Annotated in this window: 20 protein-coding genes and 1 pseudogene; 7 read left to right on the forward strand and 14 right to left on the reverse strand. The window is 52.9% G+C overall.

Annotated elements, in window-relative coordinates; genetic code table 11:
- Positions 1–128: 128 nt before the first annotated feature.
- The 3 genes and pseudogenes from C1J03_RS17495 to C1J03_RS17505 form a co-directional block, all read right to left on the reverse strand.
- Positions 129–1622: pseudogene (locus C1J03_RS17495) on the reverse strand (BCCT family transporter).
- Between the two features lie 290 nt (positions 1623–1912).
- Positions 1913–2326: a c-type cytochrome gene (locus tag C1J03_RS17500; RefSeq protein ID WP_114887754.1), complete on the reverse strand. Its 414-nt coding sequence runs from the start codon at positions 2324–2326 to the stop codon at positions 1913–1915.
- Positions 2327–2507: 181 nt separating this feature from the next.
- Positions 2508–3020 (reverse strand): SRPBCC domain-containing protein, encoded by a 513-nt coding sequence (locus C1J03_RS17505; protein WP_114887755.1) that lies wholly within the window; start codon positions 3018–3020, stop codon positions 2508–2510.
- Positions 3021–3154: 134 nt separating this feature from the next.
- Here C1J03_RS17505 and C1J03_RS17510 point away from each other — a divergent pair, with 134 nt between their 5' ends.
- Complete coding sequence (locus C1J03_RS17510; RefSeq protein ID WP_114887756.1) at positions 3155–4048, forward strand: LysR family transcriptional regulator; 894 nt, start codon at positions 3155–3157, stop codon at positions 4046–4048.
- Between the two features lie 350 nt (positions 4049–4398).
- Here the strand turns inward: C1J03_RS17510 and C1J03_RS17515 are convergent, their stop codons facing one another.
- The 9 genes from C1J03_RS17515 to C1J03_RS17560 all read right to left on the reverse strand — a co-directional run bounded on the left by C1J03_RS17515 (position 4399) and on the right by C1J03_RS17560 (position 12519).
- Positions 4399–5433, reverse strand: coding sequence for an IS110 family transposase (locus tag C1J03_RS17515; protein ID WP_114887757.1), 1035 nt, complete (start codon positions 5431–5433; stop codon positions 4399–4401).
- Between the two features lie 182 nt (positions 5434–5615).
- Positions 5616–6212: a sulfite oxidase heme-binding subunit YedZ gene (locus tag C1J03_RS17520; RefSeq protein WP_114887758.1), complete on the reverse strand. Its 597-nt coding sequence runs from the start codon at positions 6210–6212 to the stop codon at positions 5616–5618.
- A gap of 445 nt (positions 6213–6657) precedes the next feature.
- Positions 6658–7305 (reverse strand): 3-oxo-tetronate 4-phosphate decarboxylase, encoded by a 648-nt coding sequence (otnC, locus tag C1J03_RS17530; protein WP_114887760.1) that lies wholly within the window; start codon positions 7303–7305, stop codon positions 6658–6660.
- Positions 7302–8528 (reverse strand): 3-oxo-tetronate kinase, encoded by a 1227-nt coding sequence (gene otnK / locus C1J03_RS17535; protein WP_114887761.1) that lies wholly within the window; start codon positions 8526–8528, stop codon positions 7302–7304. The genes otnC and otnK overlap by 4 nt, the downstream gene beginning before the upstream one ends.
- Entirely contained in the window at positions 8525–9322 is a 798-nt protein-coding gene (locus tag C1J03_RS17540; RefSeq protein ID WP_114887762.1) for an N-acyl homoserine lactonase family protein, read from the reverse strand. Before C1J03_RS17540 ends, otnK begins: the two co-directional genes overlap by 4 nt.
- Positions 9319–9609, reverse strand: coding sequence for a putative quinol monooxygenase (locus tag C1J03_RS17545; protein ID WP_114887763.1), 291 nt, complete (start codon positions 9607–9609; stop codon positions 9319–9321). The genes C1J03_RS17540 and C1J03_RS17545 overlap by 4 nt, the downstream gene beginning before the upstream one ends.
- Positions 9610–9622: 13 nt before the next feature.
- Positions 9623–10909 (reverse strand): TRAP transporter large permease, encoded by a 1287-nt coding sequence (locus C1J03_RS17550; RefSeq protein ID WP_114887764.1) that lies wholly within the window; start codon positions 10907–10909, stop codon positions 9623–9625.
- The gene (locus tag C1J03_RS17555) at positions 10906–11433 is read right to left on the reverse strand and encodes a TRAP transporter small permease (RefSeq protein ID WP_114887765.1); all 528 of its coding nucleotides are present in this window, start codon (positions 11431–11433) and stop codon (positions 10906–10908) included. Before C1J03_RS17555 ends, C1J03_RS17550 begins: the two co-directional genes overlap by 4 nt.
- A gap of 81 nt (positions 11434–11514) precedes the next feature.
- Positions 11515–12519, reverse strand: a complete 1005-nt coding sequence (locus C1J03_RS17560) for a TRAP transporter substrate-binding protein (RefSeq protein ID WP_114887766.1) — start codon at positions 12517–12519, stop codon at positions 11515–11517.
- A 126-nt stretch (positions 12520–12645) separates the two neighbouring features.
- On the opposite strand from C1J03_RS17560, the gene C1J03_RS17565 reads away from it, so the two are divergent.
- From C1J03_RS17565 to C1J03_RS17575, 3 genes are read left to right on the forward strand one after another with little or no spacing between them, the layout of a single operon-like run.
- Entirely contained in the window at positions 12646–13734 is a 1089-nt protein-coding gene (locus C1J03_RS17565) for an isocitrate/isopropylmalate dehydrogenase family protein (RefSeq protein ID WP_114887767.1), read from the forward strand.
- Complete coding sequence (locus tag C1J03_RS17570; protein WP_114887768.1) at positions 13731–14753, forward strand: Gfo/Idh/MocA family protein; 1023 nt, start codon at positions 13731–13733, stop codon at positions 14751–14753. The genes C1J03_RS17565 and C1J03_RS17570 overlap by 4 nt, the downstream gene beginning before the upstream one ends.
- Positions 14754–14780: 27 nt before the next feature.
- A complete protein-coding gene (locus C1J03_RS17575; RefSeq protein WP_254694085.1) occupies positions 14781–15434 on the forward strand; it encodes a GntR family transcriptional regulator in 654 nt (217 codons plus the stop codon).
- A gap of 494 nt (positions 15435–15928) precedes the next feature.
- Here the strand turns inward: C1J03_RS17575 and C1J03_RS17585 are convergent, their stop codons facing one another.
- Both C1J03_RS17585 and C1J03_RS17590 read right to left on the reverse strand, forming a co-directional pair.
- The gene (locus C1J03_RS17585) at positions 15929–16441 is read right to left on the reverse strand and encodes an aggregation factor core (protein ID WP_216825864.1); all 513 of its coding nucleotides are present in this window, start codon (positions 16439–16441) and stop codon (positions 15929–15931) included.
- A gap of 72 nt (positions 16442–16513) precedes the next feature.
- The gene (locus C1J03_RS17590; protein ID WP_114887771.1) at positions 16514–17158 is read right to left on the reverse strand and encodes a hypothetical protein; all 645 of its coding nucleotides are present in this window, start codon (positions 17156–17158) and stop codon (positions 16514–16516) included.
- A gap of 197 nt (positions 17159–17355) precedes the next feature.
- On the opposite strand from C1J03_RS17590, the gene C1J03_RS17595 reads away from it, so the two are divergent.
- The 3 genes from C1J03_RS17595 to C1J03_RS17605 all read left to right on the forward strand — a co-directional run bounded on the left by C1J03_RS17595 (position 17356) and on the right by C1J03_RS17605 (position 19559).
- A complete protein-coding gene (locus tag C1J03_RS17595) occupies positions 17356–18132 on the forward strand; it encodes a LytTR family DNA-binding domain-containing protein (RefSeq protein WP_162798581.1) in 777 nt (258 codons plus the stop codon).
- A gap of 427 nt (positions 18133–18559) precedes the next feature.
- A complete protein-coding gene (locus tag C1J03_RS17600) occupies positions 18560–18937 on the forward strand; it encodes an amino acid synthesis family protein (RefSeq protein WP_162798582.1) in 378 nt (125 codons plus the stop codon).
- A 100-nt stretch (positions 18938–19037) separates the two neighbouring features.
- Positions 19038–19559, forward strand: a complete 522-nt coding sequence (locus C1J03_RS17605) for a hypothetical protein (protein ID WP_114887774.1) — start codon at positions 19038–19040, stop codon at positions 19557–19559.
- Positions 19560–19672: the final 113 nt, after the last annotated feature.

The raw sequence follows: 19672 nt of genomic DNA on the forward strand, positions 1-19672 counted from the left end.
CCTGGCCTGCTTCAGTGCTAGTTGAGGTTTCTACTCTTCATCCGAATTCTCGGGCTTAAAATATAGCCAAACCAGCAGCCCGATGAAGAGGAAGATTTCGATGTTCAATATCGTATCGATTAGATTGCTCATTTTTCATTCACACTCTCGGCTTTGAGGGCTTTCAACAGACAGACGACCAACAGAAGTACCACAAAAACAAAGGGAAGAGCACCTAGGGCGATGATGGATTTTATAGCATCAATACTGCCAGATAAGATCATGACCAAACCCAGTGCACCCAGTATGCCGCCCCAAATCAACTTAATGCGGACCGATGGATTGAGATCTCCATTGCTGGAAAACATCCCCAGGACAAAGGCGGCACTTACAACACTTGTGATAACGAAGAGAAAGGCAGCAGCGATCACTGCGAAGATTGTGATTGATGGCACAGGTAAGTTGTCGAGCACGTAAAAAGTGATGGCGCTGGCGTTGTTTTCAACCAGATCGAGGATCGGCAGGTCTGTGTTCAAGGCTGTGTGAAAGCCCATGCTCCCAAAAATACCAAACCACAAAACTGAAAATAAAGATGGCCCGAGGATAACACCCAAAATGAACTCTTTGATGGTACGACCTTTGGATATCCGCGCAATGAACACCCCAACGAATGGGGCCCAGGCCAGCCACCACACCATGTAAGTCAGCGTCCAGGCTTGAAACCAATTTTCTGCCTTTTCGTCCATAAAGGTGAAAGTTCGGAAGCCGTGCACGAATGCATTCCAGAGGTATTGCCCAGCAGCCTCGGTTACGCCGCCCATTATGTAATGTGTTGGACCCGCCAGAAGGATGAATACCATCAAGCCGCCTGCAATCGCCATTGCTGTATTGGACAGCATTGCCATTCCGCGCGACAAATCAACGGTCAGAGGCAAGATATAAGCAACAACCAAAAGAAAGAAAATGAACAGTGTAAGACTTAGTCCTGTGCCCTCGAGACCAAGCCACGCATCGACACCGTCCTTAATCTGGAAAACGCCCATAGCGATTGAGCCACCAAGACCAATGGCAACGGCAACAATGGCCAGAAGATCAGTGAGCCAGCCGACAGTTTTCGGTACTCTGCCCGTCCCAAAGACCTTGACGATTGGCGCGCTGATCAAACTCGGGCAATCAAGCCGGAACCCAAAGTAGGCGATGATCAGCCCCGTGAGGGCGTAAATTGCTTAAGCGTGCAAGCCCCAGTGGAAGTTGGTGACAAACAGCGCCTGATTGGCTGCCTCTCGCGGGCCTGCTCCACCTTCAACAAGGATCTTATAGTGCGTCAGGGGTTCGGCCGCCCCCCAATACAAAAGGCCCACCCCCATACCGGCAGAGAACAACATTGTGAGCCAGGACAGGGTCGAAAACTCCGGCTCATCGTCATCCTTGCCGAGCTTTATTGTTCCATAGCGTGAAAAGGCCAACCAGACGCTGACGACCAACATGAATGTTACAGTCAACATGATGAACCATGCGCGACTTGTGAACTGGATGTGGACCAGTCGTGCTGCAAATCCAGCCAGCCCGTCAGCATCCAGAATACCCCACGCTGCAACGGTGCCAGTGATCACAAGTGCAGAGATCAATATGGGGTTTTTCATGGACGAACTCCGTTTGATTTCTGCCGATCACCGACCCTTGATATGCGGAGACCAATTCGGGGACAAGGAACGACTAACATCATGAAGCCTCGTTCGGCAAAGTCCGCTCTGATCCCGCTGTGCCAGCAATTTAAGGAACGTCGGATCCCCCCATTAACATCGGATTGTGTATGCTGCGGCACTGATCACTCAGGGCGCACAGCAGACTTTAGCTGCGGCAGGTGCCAATGCCTGTTATACGCGAGTAGTTTTGTCGAAACACACTGGTTTTGACATATTTGACATCGAGCTCATGGCACATAAGCCTCCGGTGCGGGGTCTTGCAGGGTTTCGAGATAGTCGGCCATTGCAACCAATTTGGAGGGCACTAGGGTCTTCACTCCGTTTCCCGTATCGAACTCGACCATATCATTGTCCAGAAAGCCTTCGAAGATCGGCATATCCTCACGCGGGAGTGTATTTCGGGAATAGCCATCTAGGATTGACATGATCTCAAGCATTGGCCAAATACCGCCGCGGCGTTTGGAAATTTGTGTCAGGTCTGCTGGTGGTGTATCCAAATCTGCTGCAAGAGGGCCGTCCCCATGTCCTGCAACACCATGGCAAGAGACGCAGTTTTCGATGAATAGCGTTTCTCCTGCACCTAAGGTTTCCAGCGAAAGTCCTAAAGTAAAAAACAGAACTAAAAGTAAAAAGAGCTTCATGTGTGATCTGCCTCTTTCTGCATGTGATTAGCGTAACGCATTGGGTGAAAACCGCATTGATCCTGATCAAATGCAGCGTCGACACGCAAAATGGAAAGTTTCTTCTCAAACTGGGTGTAGCAGGTGAATGCACAAAACCACCCACTCTTGCTTGGGATTGATTACTGATCATGACTTTTGGTCAGGCCTTCAGTTCGGCCCGCTGCTTTAGAGCTTGGTTCATTGCTTCAAAGCCGTTTTTTGTGCCTTCACCGACCAGGGCAATTAGTGGGTAGGCAAGGACACCGCGAAAACTTTCACCGTGGTGCAGGATAGTCGTACCTTCATCGGTTTCTTCGAGCCTGAAGTAATGTTCTCCGTCAAAGACACCGCGAAAACCCAGTTTGCCAACCCAACGGAATTCGGCGTTTTCGTCAACGACGAGCACTTCCGGCGTGAAGTTCATGGCTGTTTTGCCTTCGAACTGAATGGTGACATTGATGTGTTTGCCAACCACCAGATCACCGGAAAGATGCTTCACGAATGGGTTCCATTCGGGGTAGCTAGTTCCGTCGGTAAGCTCTTTCCAAACGACAGCGGCAGGAGCTGATATTTCAATTTCGGTGCTGATTGATGGGCCGAAAAAAACGCCAGCGCCAAAGGCTGCAACAACCACTGTGGCAGTAATGGCGGCGGATTTCTTGATGATAGACATGTGTTTGGTTCCTTTGAATTCGGTCCGGTTGGGCCACTCATTTCGCTTGAAACCAAGATAAGATATGCAAATTTGTTGATAAATTGCCGACTTTTGCATAATTATTATAAATAAATGCATAAACAGGGTAGACCATGCACTATTCCCTAGATCACATCCGCACTTTCCATGCCGTCGCGAAGTACGGGTCGCTTCTGGCTGCGTCGCGTCACCTTGGATTAACCCAACCGACTGTAGGGCGTCACATAGATCTACTAGAAGAAACGCTTGGGCTTTCCTTGTTCATCCGAGGCCGCGAAGGCATGCGCCTGACTGAAAAAGGCGCCGATCTGGTGACCACCGCTGGCGAATTGATGGGTAACGCCACTGAATTCGAGCGACTGGCTACCGGACTGGAAGAGAAGATTGGTGGGGTGGTCAGGCTCTCGGCCAATCAAATATTTGGCACATTGCTTCTTCCCGGCATCATCGCAGGGTTTATGAGAGAGTATCCAGAAATCGAAATTGAGATTGACGTGAGTAACGAGGTCTCGAACCTGCTTCAGCGAGACGCCGACATTGCGATCCGGTTGTTTCGACCCGCCCAGAACGATTTGGTCGCACGCAAGGTGACCGAACTGCCGATGGGATTGTTCGCACACGAAGACTATTTAGCTCGGCATCCTGCGCCCAAATCTATTGATGATCTCCGGCACCATGTTTTGCTTGGCCAGGATCGCAACCCGTCATTGATCGGAGCCTACCGGGCAGCACGACTTGAACTCGCAACAACCGATTTTGCATTTCGTTGCGACAACGACGTAGCCGAGATCAATGCCGTGCGCGCAGGAATTGGAATTGGCCCTTTGCATGTTGGTATGGCTAAAAACTGGCCATCAGTTATTCAAGTTCTTCCGGAACTGCCGATACACACTTTCGAACTCTGGCTCGCTTGCCACGCGGATGTCCGTCACAACAAACGTATCAGACTCGTGATGGACTACTTGGCTGCAAAGCTGAGAACGCCTTATCAAAAATCATTGACTTGATCGGTTATTGAACCATACAGCGCACATTCGCCGGGAAAAGACCAACGGCAGCTTTGTCCCCAGAGCGATCATTGGGGGCGGCCGCAGCGAATGTCCGCTTCTCTAATTGGGTGTTTGGGTCAAGCTCATGTTCCTTCTTTTTTCGGGTCATTGTCACTCATCCGGGTCACGCTTCTCTTCGCAGTCTGGGTGATGCTGTGATGGCACCCCTGCACGCATATGTCGGATCGGCAGTGGAGAGCCTTGCTTTGAGACGCGCTTCAGGTGGCGCAGCAGCCATTTTCGGCTTCTTCCACAGACCTCGTCCGGTGAGGGACGACCCCGTTCGGATTGGGTGTTGGCGTTTTAGATCATGCCATGCTTCCCACCTGGTCCTGACGGAATTCGGTGCCGTCTGTCCACATGCGGTGGAGCAAGACGGCGAGTTTGCGGGCGACGGCGACCACCGCGCGACGACGACCCTTGGTGCGGATTAATCGCATGCCCCATGATTTGATATGTGAACCAGCCATCGTTCGCATGAGCAACGCATTTGCCGCAGCATACAATGTTGCGCGGACGTCTCGATCTCCCGCTTTCGATATACGACCGGGATTATCGTGTTCCCCAGACTGATAACGTCGTGGGGTCAGGCCAAAATGCGCACCAACCGTGCGCGACCGTTTGAAGCGCGTCGGATCATCGACAGCCGCTTTGAAGGTAAGTGACGCAATCGGGCCAACGCCTGGGACCGTCATCATCCGCATGCAAACCTCATCATGGCTTGCCGCGCGTTTGACGCGCCGGTCCAGATCCAGAAAGTGCTGGTAGAGAACCACACGGGCATCCAAGAGCGGCACCAAGGCATGCGCCAAAACGTCATCCATCTCGATGAGTGGCCGGACAAGGCCATCAAAGCTGCCGTGCTTCACGGTCATAGGGAGACGGATGCCAAAGATCTTCAACAGTCCACGGACTTCGTTGGCGAGATCCATCGTCTTCTTCAGCAACGCCTTACGTGTGCTCAGTAGGGCGCGAACGCCATGCGCTTCACGGCTCTTCATATGAACTGGGCTGAACCAGCCAGTGCGCAAGACCTGAGCAATGCCCCGTGCGTCATTCTTGTCTGTCTTGTTGCGCATTGCCGACAGCGCTGCATTGACCTGACGCGCTTCCATACACACCACATCAAAGCCCTCTGCATTCAGGCCATGGAACAGATGCTGGCTCATGGTGCCCGCTTCAAAGCCGACCCGTTCAATCGGATTTGGAAACGCGCCAAGGCATGCAGCGATTTCGCTCACCTCACACGGCAACTCGCGCTCAAGTAGAACGGTTCCATTGCCATCAACAATGCAAAGCGCGCACGACCGCAGCGATATGTCTAATCCAGCATAGTAATCCATTTTCTGTCTCCCTTGTTCACAGCTATCCTGTGATCCTATGGAAGCTCGACCTCAAAACAGAGGGCTGCCCAATCACGCATGCTTTGGGCCCAACGGCAAATGCTGCAGGACTTACAAACGACGGCTCGTGTCTCACCCGCATGTTGGCAGCTAGATAATGCAGTGTCCCGAGAACAGCCCCCTTATTGCGCAGCTTGGGTGCGTGGCCGAAGGTACCAATACCAAACGCGATAACCCTCTAGCAGCGCGAGCGGGCCGAAATGTACCAATGCGGGTCCGATGCCGCCCCAGTTGTGCAGTGCTGCCCAGTGCAGCAACGTCAATACCGCCGCAGCATAGGTCGTACGTTGCAGCGTTTTCCAAGAAGACCCCATACGCCGCACGAAGTAATCCATCGACGTCACAGCAAGCGGAATGAAGATCACAAATGCAATCCAACCGGTCCAAATGTAGAACTTGGGCAAGTCTCCAATGATCCGCGCAGCACTGCCTTCGTCGACCAGATAAAAAATGGTGTGCAGGGCCGCATAGCCAAAGGCAGCCACCCCAAAGTAGCGGCGATTTTTCTTAAGCCATAGCGGACCGCGCCAGCCGCGCAGCAACAGTACCAACGGGGAGGCCAACATCGCGATGATCATAAAACGCGCTGAGAATTCGCCTGTCGGGTGTAACAGCTCATGGAAAATGCGGGGGTCAGATGATCCAACCAAGGCACTTGTCATACCCAATGCAGGCACCGCCAAAAGCCTCCATAACCAATAGGGAGAAAAACGTGACATAGATGGACCCTTTTCCGTGCATCGAGAGGAACCAGATAGTTTATACGCGGGGGTCGGACAATTCCGTCGCGCCTAGCCTGTTGACGTTCCTCTCCTAAGGAACAATTTTCCAGCAACCCGATATGTAGACATCATCGCGCGGCGTATTCTCTTGGATTGTCAGGATGGCCCGCAGCGATCTGATCATACCGGGTTCACTCGCAATACAGGTTTGTTGGAACCCATCGGGCCAGTCCAATAACCGGATCTGCATCCCTTGCGCAGCTGAAATCACGTGCGGATCCGGCTGGATCAACCGATGAACGCCAATGCCCAAGGGGATATCGTTTTCCTGACGACCACCGGGTGAGCGTCAGGAACCACCGGATACCAGTCCGCTTCGAAATGACCGACCTTAAGGGTGCTTGGCCCCGCAAAGTCACTTCTGATCTCGATGCTCAAAGCATCACTCCCAATCGACATCAAAACGGTCGACCACCGCCTGCACATCGCTTTGGCTGAGTGCGCGAATATCTATTCCACGCGTCATGATGGCCAGCTTTGCCGTTTCCTCCAACTCCTCCATCGCATAGACCGCAGCCTCCAGATCACGGCCAGCAACAACTGGACCATGGTTTGCCAACAAAACAGCAGAGCGTTTGCCAGCCAAACCACGAACCGCCTCGCCCATTGCAACGTCACCAGGCAAAAAAAACGGCAACAATTGCACTTTGCCCAACCGCATGATGCCGTAAGGCGTAAGAGGCGGGAGTGCATTCTGCGGGTCAATCTCGGGAAGCATCGATAGCGCCACGGCATGCGAGGAATGCAGATGTACAACCGCTCCCGTGGTTTTGCGCGTATCATAAAACGCGCTGTGGAGCGGGATTTCCTTGGTAGGTTTATCCCCTGAAATATGGGTCATGTCCTCAGAGAGGTGACTGATCTGCGCAGGGTCAAGAAACCCCATCGAACTGCCCGTTGGCGTCACCAACAAACTGCCATCCGACAGGCGCGCGGAAATGTTTCCTGAACTTCCCGGGGTCAGGCCACGATCAAACAAGGATTTGGCAAAGCGGGTGATTTCTTCGCGCAAATGGGTTTCTTCGGTCACTGAGTGCTCAACCTCGTCAGGGCCTGTTCAAAGAAGTTTACGCCGCCAAAGTTACCGGATTTCAAGACCACCCCCATGACACGGCCCGTCGGGCGCAACATAGGTACTCCCGCGGCAATGCGGGGGCCCACCGAAAACGCCTGCGTATCCAGCCCCGCAACCACAGCGCCAGAGGTTTCACCTCCTGCAATCACTAGCCGCGAGGCTCCGCGCTGCATTAGGTTTCTTGTTAGATCCATGAAGAGATCTTCAATCTTCTGCGCCAACTCACCGCCGCCGTACCGAGATTGTGCAGCTAACACCGCCTTTGGATCAGCCGAGGAATAAACCAGTGGCGGCGTCCCCTGCCCCACGACCCAATCGGCCAGTTCCGCAGTGTCGATCTCTCCCGCCATAACGGCATCTGGCGTGATCTCATAAGAAGGTGCTATTTTTTGATAGGCAGCGACTTGCCCACGCGTGGCCTTGCTGCACGATCCCGACAGCACAGCCCCAAGACCAATAACCGGTTCCCAAACAGGCGTGGCAGGCGTTGCGCCAAAATTCGCGGGCAGGCCAATCGCGATACCTGAGCCACCAACCAGCAACTTGCGTGCGCGCGCGGCCTCGGCGATGGCGCGCAAATCTGCATCACGAATGGCATCAACGATCAGCATTGCTGGGCTGGTTGGCAGCGCGTTTTCGATCGCTTCCGCCCCTTCAAATACCGTGTCAGCAGCGATGTGGCCAACGGCCCAATCCGTCTGGGCCTGCAACACACGTCGTAAATCGGAGTCGCGCATCGGGGTCAGCGGGTGATCCTTCATACTGCTTTCCGCCAACGGTTCGTTCGCGACAAAAAGGTTCCCCTGATAGACGGAGCGGCCACTTTCGGGAAACGCGGGGCAAACCATGACCTGATCTTCACCCAGACGTTTTGCAAGTGCGGCCGCGACTGGGCCGATGTTTCCCTCTGCGGTAGAGTCGAAGGTCGAGCAGACTTTGAACACGATCTGGCTGCATCCTTGCGACAACAACCATTCACAGGCTTCGAGGGACTGTTGCACTGCCAGCTCCGCCATAATGGTGCGCGACTTAAGCGAGACAATACCCGCATCCACATCCTGCGATGCAGGGACGTCAGGAATACCCACATATTGCACACAACGCATCCCGCCTTCGGCCAGCATTAGAGCGATGTCAGACGCTCCTGTGAAATCATCTGCGATAACACCTAGCTTCATAATGTGACCTTTGAAATTGGGCCGAGATCAAGTCGCCAAATATGGTCCGCGATCCCTTGTGGATAAAACTGAGTAACCTTTGGATCGTGCCCAGGAATGATCAGATCGCGCGACGTGGCAAGACGCTCTAGCGTGTCGAATCCTGTGAGCATATTTTCTAGGTCCACAACAATTGGAAATGGTTTGCGAAGGATCAGGTTTTCATAAAAATGCGCCGCATCAGAAGCGAGCACCAACCACCCCGCAGAGGTGCGAACCCGCACAGCCTGAAGCCCGCGACTGTGTCCGCCTATGCAATGGACTGTCACACCCTCTGCAACTTGGGCATCGCCATCATGAAAGATGACTTTGCCCGAATACAATCGTTTTATCGCTTCGCAAATGTGATCCGCCGTAAAGGGCATCCGCAACGTATCATGACACATGCAAGGTCCTGTCGCATAAGCCATCTCAGCCGCCTGTATGTGCAACGTTGCATTGGGAAACAGGTGCAATCCGCCGGCATGATCATAATGCAGATGGGTCACAATCACCTGACTGATATCTTCAGGGCGTACACCCAAAGGTGCCAAACTGGCCACCGGATCAAGACGAATTGGTCGCCCGCGTGCAGCGGCCTCATTGCTATCATACCCCGTATCAACAAGGATCACTTCTGCACCCCGCCGCAATACCCACATGAAGTAATCCATCGGGTGCGGCGCATCGTGATTGTCGTCAAAGATAAAGCTATCTGCACGTGTGCGCGCATTGCGGTCCGCGTATTTGACGGCGTGAACTTCCCAATCGCTCATTGCTGGACCTTTGCATAGGTAAGTACGGATTTATCCACAATCATCTGTTCCGTCTGCGCGCTGAAGGTATTGAAATGCGCCGAACCCAAATGAGCGTCAAAGGCCGCCTTATTGGTATAGAGTTCATAGAGAAAAACCTCATTCGGGCGCGCCTCATCGCTGGCAACATCGAATTGATGGCACCCCGCTTCGCTCTCAAGTGAGATACGCGCATTTTCTAGCATCCGAGGCATGAAGGCCGCCATCTGCTGTGGTGCGATCTGGAAGGTGACTGCGACTGCAAACATCTGCACTCCTTTCTCAACGGAATATCTCTACCATAGTCATGGACACCGCAGGGACGTAAGTCACCAACATCAACGCACCCAGTGCCGCGATATACAGCGGAGCCATTGCCCGCGCGATCGCCAGCACCCCATCCCCAGAGATGCGCGACGCGACATAGAGTGTTGCCCCGACCGGCGGCGTAAACAGTCCTACGGCCACGTTACACGTCATGATGACACCCAGATGCACTGGATCAACGCCAAAGCTCTGCGCGGTCGGAAGAAACAACGGCGCAGTGAGCAAGATCGCAGGCACAGGGTCTAGGACAAGCCCCAAAACCAGCATCACAACATTGACCAGGAGCAAAAAGACCCAAGGGCTGCTCGACAAATCTTGAACGAACGCAACCAGTATTTGTGGCAACTGCTCAAGCGTGATCATCCAACCCAGAACCGTTGTCGCCCCGATCACCACCATCACCACAGCCGAGGTCACAAAGGCATCTATGATCAACGACGGCAAATCGCGTAGGTGAAAATCTCGGTAAATTACGATGGTCACAAACAATCCGTATACCACCGCAACAGCAGCCGCCTCGGTTGGCGTTACCCAGCCCGTGAAAATACCACCAAGGATCAACACAGGCATAAACAATGCAGGTGCCGTGCCGACGAACGAACGCCACAGCTCCCCTTTGGTCGTCATGCGTCCACCCGGATCACAGCCCGTAGATTTTCCGACCCAATAACAAACACCCATGAAAAACAAACCAAAGATCACACCGGGGATCATCCCCGCAAGAAACAGGTCAGCTACTGAAACGTTGCCGACAAACCCGTAGATCAACATGGGGATCGAAGGCGGGATGATAATTCCAATAGTACCAGCCGCCGCAACAAGGCCGGCCGCAAACGGACGGTGATAACCTTCCTTTGCCATGTTCTTGATCATTACTGACCCGATAGCCGCTGAATCCGCGATTGCCGATCCTGATATTCCACCAAAGATCATCGAGGCGCCAACCACGACCATCCCTAACCCGCCGGGCATGAACCCAAAGGCTGCACGTGCAAAACCGATGATGCGCAGGCCAACGCCACCGCGTGACATCAGCTCACCTGCGACAATGAACAATGGAATCGCAAGGAAGTGGTTCGGCTCCACCCCGCCAATAAAGTTCAGATAGACCGCCTGAAGCGGATAGCCGGATAGACCGAAGACAAAGATCGGCAAAATCGCGGTCAGCAGGATTGCCCAAACCAGTGGAATGCCAAGAAAGACAGTCACCAGAAAAACGGCAACAATAAACAAAAGGATCATAGCGTGGCCCCTGTGTCCGCGTCATCGGCAGACCGCTTTTGAGGTATGCGCCAATCGCGAACCATATTGAAAAGGTGAAAAACAAGAGCGCAGGCCATGCCGGCGGGCATTGACGCGTACAACAGGCCTACAGGCCAATACAGCACAGTGGTTTTCTGCGCCCAATTATGACTGGCGATAGATACGCCGTACCAGATCAACGACACCAGCATTGCTGCAATAATCAGATCAATAAACAGCGCCAGCCAGATCTGCGCAGCACGGGGCACAAGATTTTCGACGATCTCCGTAACCCGCATATGGGCCCCACGCGCCATGGCAGCAGCAGCCCCTAAAAACGTTGTCCACAGTAACAAAAATGCGGTCACCTCAAGTGACCACGCCAGATCAAAACCTGCGGCACCGCGCAAAAGGGCGTTGGTAAATACCAGTGCTACAATGCTGGTTCCTCCAAGCACCAAAGTGACGTCGATCACGCCACTTAGGGCGCGCAACGGCATCGGATAGTGCGGCCTGTAGTCCATGAAGCCCTGCTCCTCAAAAAGTATGGATTTCCGAGACCAACTTTGTCGTTGGTCCCGGAAAGTTTCTGCTTTGGTTTGAAGTTACTTCGACGGCAACGCCTCACGAATAGCAGCTGCATCCGCGAGGATCTTGTCGACCTCTGCAGACCCATACACACCGCGCGCCTTGTCATAGACGCTTGCAACTGCATTCCGGAACGGACCGATTACTGGCGTAGAAACCTTGGCGCCTGCCGCTTCCATGTCTGCGATTTGCTGATCAACCGAGTTCTTCACTAGATCACGGCTGAAGGCGGCTGCCTCAGCGGCGGCCTTCTTGACGGCCTCTTGATCTTCGGGTGAAAACTTCTGCCATGTCGCCTCTGAGATTGTCAGTGGCAGCGGGCTATAAACGTGACGGGTCAACGTTACATGTGGAGCAACTTCGTAAAACCGCAACGAATTAATCGTGTCGACCGGGTTCTCCTGACCGTTCACAGTGTTCTGCTGAATGGCAAGGTAGACGTCTGTAATTGGCATGACGACTGTCTGAAAACCGATAGCCTCCATGCTCCAACGGATCATGTCATTTGGATACACGCGCATCTTCATCTTGGCCGCATCCGCAGGGGTCGCTAGTGGTTGGTTCGTTGTAAACGACCGAAATCCCGCTTCCCACGTTGATAGAACGCGAAAGCCAACGTCAGGCAGCTTATCAAACTCACCCTGCAACCATGCAGAGTTGTCGTAAAGTTCCCAACCCTGCTCATAGCTATCTACCAAAAACGGCATGGCCGTGAGGTTCAATGAAGACAAATGCGTGGCATATGAGCCCGTTGCAGAAACCGTGAAATCAACACCACCAAGGATCAGTTGTTCAATCGCTTTTGGATCGTTTGCCAACTGACCGGCGGGGAAAATTCGAACCTCATAGCGGTTGTCGGTGTATTCGCTAACTTTCTGCGCAAACACTTCTGCTGCCGCTTGGCGTGAACCACCAGGGTTATCGGTGTGACTAAACCGCAGAACCGTTTGTGCTGCTGCGCCGCTCCCTAGAACCGCTGCAATCACAGCTGCTCCCGCAAGCTTTAAATAAGTGCCTTTCATATTGTCCTCCCTGAACAATGAGTTTGTTGTTGCATTTATTTACGTATGCATTAAAGAATCCATTGTCAACGAAACATTGCTGACGCACGATAAATTCACGATTTGGGACTGAGGTTGGAAAACGAAATGAAGCAGCAATTTGACATCACGGTATTTAACGGTGACGGGATCGGCCCCGAAATCATGGCACCAACACTGGATATACTGGCGCATCTGTCTAAGTCCGGAGGATACAGCCTAGCGTTTGAGGCCGTTCCAGCCGGGGCGGCCCATTATGCACAAACGGGTGAATCACTGCCCGATGCCTCTATGGATGCAGCACGGAAATCCGATGCAATTTTGCTGTCGGCCATGGGGCTGCCCACAGTGCGCTACAAAGACGGTACAGAAATTTCACCCCAGATCGATCTACGCAAGGCGCTGACCCTATTTGCCGGTGTCCGCCCTGTCCGTATTTTTCCAGGCCAAAAAACACCGCTGAACATGCCCGAAGGCAAAGAAGTAGACTTTGTATTGATCCGCGAAAGTACCGAAGGGCTGTTTCACACCCAAGGATGTGGCGAAGTCACCAAAAACGAAGCCCGTGAGACGTTGCTCATTACGCGCGATATCTCCGAAAAACTGTTCACGTTCGCCTTTGGTCTCGCCAAGGAGCGCAAAGACCAAGGCCGCGGCGAAGGGCTGGTAACCTGTGTCGACAAGGCCAACGTCTTTCGCGCATTCGCCTTCTTTCGCGAAATGTTTGACGCGGAGGCGGCAAAACATCCAAATCTGATCGCTGATCACGCCTATGTCGATGCAACGGCGCTTTGGTTTGTGCTCAAGCCCTGGGACTTCGACGTTTTGGTCACCGAAAACATGTTTGGTGATATTCTATCTGATCTAGGTGCAGGTCTAATGGGTGGTTTGGGTGTGGCGCCTTCTGCAGATATCGGTTTGGATCATGCGGTTTTCCAACCGTGCCACGGCTCTGCTCCGGATATCGCCGGGCGCGGCATTGCCAATCCAATGGCAATGATACTCTCTGGCGCTATGATGCTAGATTGGTTGGGCCTTCGTCATGACGCGCCCCAATTGGTTGCGGATGGCACCCGTCTGCGCGAAGCTGTCGAAGCCGTCATTGCGGCAGGCAATATCCTAACGGGTGATTTAGGCGGATCGGCCACCACCCAAGAAGCAGCAAACGCGGTAATTACCCAGTTGGACCACGCATGATCTCAACCGCCCCATTACGCGTAGCCTGCATTGGGGCGGGATATTTCAGCCAGTTCCACTATGGCGCATGGGTCCGTATCGACGGTGTGACGCTGGTCGGCTCCGCCGATCAAAACCTAAGCGCTGCTCAGGCCACTGGGTTGCCTGCGTTTGATCAACTTGAGACCATGCTCGATCGGACTAAACCCGACATACTTGATATCATCCTGCCCCCCTCAGGCCACGCTGATGCGATTAGAACCGCGATTGCTGCAAGAATTCCCACCGTCATCTGTCAAAAACCATTTTGCACCGATTTGGCCCAAGCAACCGCGATCACTGCCGAGGCAGAAGCAGCAGGCACGACCGTGATCATTCATGAAAATTTCCGCTTCATGCCGTGGTATCGCACGATAAAGACCGCAATGAACGCAGGTGACATCGGGACCGTCTTGCAGGCCACATTTCGCCTGCGCCCCGGTGATGGGCAAGGCCCCAACGCCTACCTCGACAGACAGCCGTATTTTCAGACCCTGCCACAGCTGTTGATCCACGAAACTGGCGTTCATTGGGTTGATACGTTCCGCTACCTGTTGGGCAATCCCGATGCCGTTTACGCTGACTTACGCCGTGTGAACCCCGCTTTGGCGGGTGAAGACGCGGGCTTTGTCCTGTTTGACCACCCTAACGGTGTTCGCGCGCTGTTTGACGGAAACCGCCTGCTGGATCACGCCGCAGACAATCACCGCCGCACCATGGGCGAAGCCCTAGTAGAAGGGACCGAAGGCACCCTCACCCTGCTTGGAGATGGCAGCGTCAGCCTGCGCAAATTTGGCGAGCAAAGTAGTCTAGACATATTGGGGCCTGACAGCTGGACAGGGTTTGGCGGGGATTGCGTGCATGCTCTTCAAACCCATGTCGTCTCCGGGTTGAAACATGGCAAAGAGCCTGAAAACACAGCCAGAGACTACCTGACTGTAATCCGTATTAGAGATGCAATATACAAATCCGCACAGAGCGGTGCTAAAACTAGGATCTAAGTCCGAATGGATGGAAGCGGAAAACAGATGTCCAATACCCAACGCGCGGTCGAAGAACTTCGTCGCTTAATATTTGCTGGCGAGCTCGGTGCAGGCACCGACCACTTGGAAAGCGAACTCGCCGACCGCCTCAACATGTCCCGCACCCCCGTAAGAGAGGCCGCGTTGATGTTAGAGGCACAGGGCCTTGTTGAAATGCGCCCTCGCAAGGGACTGCGGGTACTCTCTTTATCCCCTTCTGACATGCGTGAAATCTACGACGTCCTGACTGAGCTAGAAAGCTTATCAGCCGCCAATGCGGCACGCGCCAATTACTCAGACGAAGACCTTTCCACGCTCGCCAAAGCGATCAACGATATGGATCATGCTGTTAGCCGTGAAGACTTAGACGCATGGGCCATTGCAGATGATCAATTTCATAGCGAATTGGTACGTTTGGGCCAAAATAGGCGTGTCGAAGCCATTGCTGCGATGATGGTAGATCAGGTTCGCCGCGCCCGCGCCATGACACTACAATTTCGCCCTCTGCCGATGAAATCCAACGAAGACCACCGCGGGGTCCTAGAAGCAATCCGCGCCGGAAACGTGGATGAAGCACACCAAATCCACCATGCGCATCGGAAACACGCCAAGGAGATGCTGCTTCAGATTTTGGAAAAGTATCGGTTCCTGCATTTGTAATACGAACAGTATCCCGTAGCGAACCTTAAGACCGATCGGCAGCTTGGCTTAGCGAGAGTCTTAGTTTTATCGTAATCCTTGAAAGGAGACGAGATGAGAACGAAGGCAGGGCCAAAGAAGACCTTTCTGATCGTTTCTCACTGGTCCGCCATGATAACGCTGTTGGGCCCAATCAATGGCAGCAAAGGACCGTTCGTGCTACTTAGCAAAATACAAAACCTGCCCAAAGCACTCATCAGGACAATTTGCAGCATTAGTCCTACTGAGTTCGAAGCGGGCTTTCGCGATAGGCCGGACCAATGACTCCTATCCGGAGAAGCGACCGTTCCATTGGAACCGCGCGACGTCTGTTTTCGGACCAGAGCCGCCTTCGTGGACGGCGCAGCCAATGTCAGCTATCGCGGGAGGCAGTCGCACCGAGGGCGATTGAAAGACGTTTATTTGGTCGTTTTACCTAAGTATGCGCGCTGGATCTAGTTGCGCAGCGGTCGCTATCAGCAGCCGCCTACCTTAATCAAACCGCTTGCGTTTGAGGCAAAAAAAGCGGTTTCACTTGTGCCGCTTTGCGAAAATTTCACTTGAGCGCCCTCTATCTCGGAGCCTGACACTGTAATTTCTCTGCCGCCCATTGTGTCATCCACATCGATTGTGAAGCTAACTTCCTTGCCTGCCGCAAGCTGTTTGATGTCTAACTCAATGCGATTATCACCATCTTTCACACTTGGAATAGTACGCAGAGCATCAGCTCCTGTCATAATCACCAATGGCTGAAACACCTCCACGCCTGCGCCTTTTCCAGTAACATCAAAGATCAGGCCAGATTTTGACGTGGATAAATCCAACATGATGGTCGCATTTTCAATGCTACAACTGCCTGTGTTGGTAATCGTAAAACGATCCTTAGGCGCGCCTTCGTTAAACGAGAAAGCGATATCGGAAAAAGCTGGTGTTGCAAAAAATGCGCTGCAAGCAACAACAGCTAAGAGTGTTTTCCCAGAGTGGGTCATTGGCAAAATTCCAGCGTTTGTAGAAATGGGGGTCGCTGCCCCCCTAGACGAGGTGCAGCGACGGGATAATGGTTAATTAGCGGCAAAGCACATGAACAGACCTGCACCACCGGTTTTTGTGAGGGCTTCTTGTGAGCACCCGCGCGAGTTGTGCGCAGCGTTCCATGAAGTGTTGCCGCCACCGTGACGGTCGTGGTGCCCAACAGTCGCACTGCCTTCGCCAGAACTGGTCCAGTTGCTACAGGTGCGGTCCTCCTCAACATTTGGAAAATATGCTGTTCCGTCCATCATGGTACCTGTTAACAAATCATGGCGGTTGGGCTTGTCGCCTCGACCGTTTACAAGATTACCAGCTTCATCGAGGCCTGTGGATTTCGTAATGTTCGGGCTCAGATGAAGTTCATCTAAATTGGAAGCGATAAGAACACCTGCGGCATTGTACCAAGGCCCACTTCCAATGCGGTCACGCGCAGATGTGCCGCGCTTTCCGTCCTCTTGAGTGCTTAGGTAGGCGGTCCATGATTTTCCAGATGAACCGGCGGCCTCAGCAAGAGTAGCACAGTGGGCGTCAGCACCGGCAAGGCCGCCAAGATCGCCGCCATTTCCTGAGCCAATGCTGGTAACGAAGAAACTCATCGACGTGTCCTGAGCGGAGGCGGTCGCAGCACCGAAGGCCAAGAGTGGCAGGGAAACGGCGACGATTTTCAAAAGCTTCATAGTGTATCTCCATGTGGGTAAGGTGATTTCGGACACACTACAGCGATGGTTTCATAAACCTCAAGTGGGTGCACCGACCGTTTCACCAAGGGCATCCATATTAGAATGAACGGACATTTCGTGAGCAGCAAACCTCTATCATTTCAAGGTGTTCAACGCCTATAGTGCTGTTCAAGAAGCATGAATGGAATGCATGAGTGAAGCACCTAGAAGAAAAGTATATGGCAGTGGTCGCATTGTTTGCAGCAGTCTTGATTGCTGCCAGCAGTCCCAGTGGTGGTGGGTTCGCTGCGCTCTTTGGTACATATTGCTATTGGCTGATCAGAATTATGATGCAGAGCTTGATGTTCATCAGTGCTCGCTCAATCATTGAAAGGTATGCACCAGGATCGTTTTCCAAGTCAAAAGTCCTAGTGCTCTCGATCTTGCTAAGCCATCTGCCATTTGTCTTGGCTGTAACTGCCATGGATATCATTTTGGGCTATCCAGAATTGGGTATTGGTGGCGCTGGCAGCGGTACAACATTGAGAGTTTTCGAGTTCGGATTAGAGTTGGTGTTTCTCTTTGATAATCACGTTGCACTTTGCTTGCTCTTGTCGGTCCCTGGATGGGTGCTGCGTGCTTCAACCAGCGGCGCTTCGCCCGTTGACGAAAGCAAGAAGGGCACATTTTTGTCGACAATTGATCCTCCCCTGAGTGGCGTTATTTTATGGGTTGAGGCGCAGGAGCATTATGTTCGTATTACGACCCAACACGAAAGCCGGTTAGTCCTTGCTCGCTTTTCCGACATTGTTCGTGACCTTTCCACGAAGGATGGATTGCAAGTGCATCGCTCTCACTGGGTTGCGAAGTCGGCGATTGTGAATGAACAAAAGAGCGGGCAGAATTTGATTCTGGTGTTGAGCACCGGTGACACGGTGCCCGTCAGCCGATCTTTTAGAAGGAAATTAGTGGCAGCAACCGAGGCGCAGTGACTGCTCGAAATATATGCTCAATTGGCTTTGCGCTTGCTGGCATCTGGCCATGCCATTTCACTAAAACCTTGAGAGCAATTATTTGACCAAAGCATAGCTCAGACGTGAATGGACAATTCAGAGCAGCCATCTCCGAACGTGCAAGTGGAGCCCCTAGCGCAGCGCTTAGCGAATGCCTGGCTCCGCCTTTACTGTCAAAATGCACATATCGCAGCATCGTTCACTATAATCTCAATTCGGACCTTCGCTGCGACCGCCTCCGATCTGTGTTATTCAGACATAACGTTGCTTTGCTGCAATTCCCCGAACAACAGCTGTCGCGAGGACATGTTCCGCTGAGAAAGCCAACCTGTGCAAGCGATTGCGCAGATACTCCGCCTTCCGTTTGCCCTTCAAAAAGCCAAAGGCCAAGCTCGCCCAACGGGAAATGAATGTGCCTGACTATGGAAATTCAAAAGGGCGCTTTTACCATAAAAACATAACTAAGGGCGAAATGAGAAGGCTTTGCACACCGATCACGCGTGCGGCTGGCATGGCAATCTTTCGCAATCCCTGCGCCGGGAAAGATCAGGACAACCTATCACAATTGTTCGATGTTGGTGCCGGACTTGGGAGAGCTTTGACTGAAGAGCTTCTACATATGCTCTCAGCACCACCAAACTGCTATGCAAAGCAGCACTCATCGGATCGCTGGGCGGAAATGAAGCATGATCCAGCGGTGCTAGATCCAGAGATTTGCAAACCCGTCCGCGAAGTTATTGGCGGCGGCAAGGTTACGGATATCCTGACTAATGCATCTGTGTAGTATCGAGTAGTGTGATCGTATCATTATGTGATCATTAAATTTTTATTGGAGAATTTTTCTTTTGAAGCATTACATTCTTACGGGCGCGTAGGCGTCGATTGTGTCGGGCTGCGAGCTCCTTTATTTGCCTGCAATCCCCATAGTCAGGGCGCAGGCCGCAGCGGAAATCACCCAGCCGGTGGCAGTGGTGAGCAATTCTGGCAAAGTGCTCGCCAGCCCGCCGCAGACAAGCGTTCCTGCCAAGTCACGTTTTACGACCACGGGTCGCGCGGTACGATGTAGCGGTACCAGCAGCCGGTCGGATCATATCCCCGTGTCGTGCTCCAACGGGATGATTGGCGAAGTAACCATGGTAAATGACATTTTTATCCAGCCGTATATTTCCTTCCTTCTGTCGGTGGATGATGAGCAGTCGGAAAAAATATTTTGCCGGGGATCTTACCGCAGGGATGGAGAAACGCAGGGGCCCTTTCTAGTGTCTTGCTTTCACGAATGGGATATCAAGGCACGTAGACATCCCAGTGGCAACATGGAGCAGCGCGGCAAAGGAACCGAAATGGAGGCGGCGGTGACGACCAGAAAAGAGGCGTCTGGTGACCTTAGCGTAACGGTCTGGGTGTAGGGCAAATGAGGCGTTTCGTTCAAACGCCCGGTAGTGGGATGTTTGAGTAGGTCTCGGTTTTGTCCGTTCTACTGGCAGGATGTATTGAACCAGCCGGACTTGCGGGGTCATAT

This window comes from Sulfitobacter sp. SK012 (assembly GCF_003352085.1).
GTDB lineage: Bacteria > Pseudomonadota > Alphaproteobacteria > Rhodobacterales > Rhodobacteraceae > Sulfitobacter.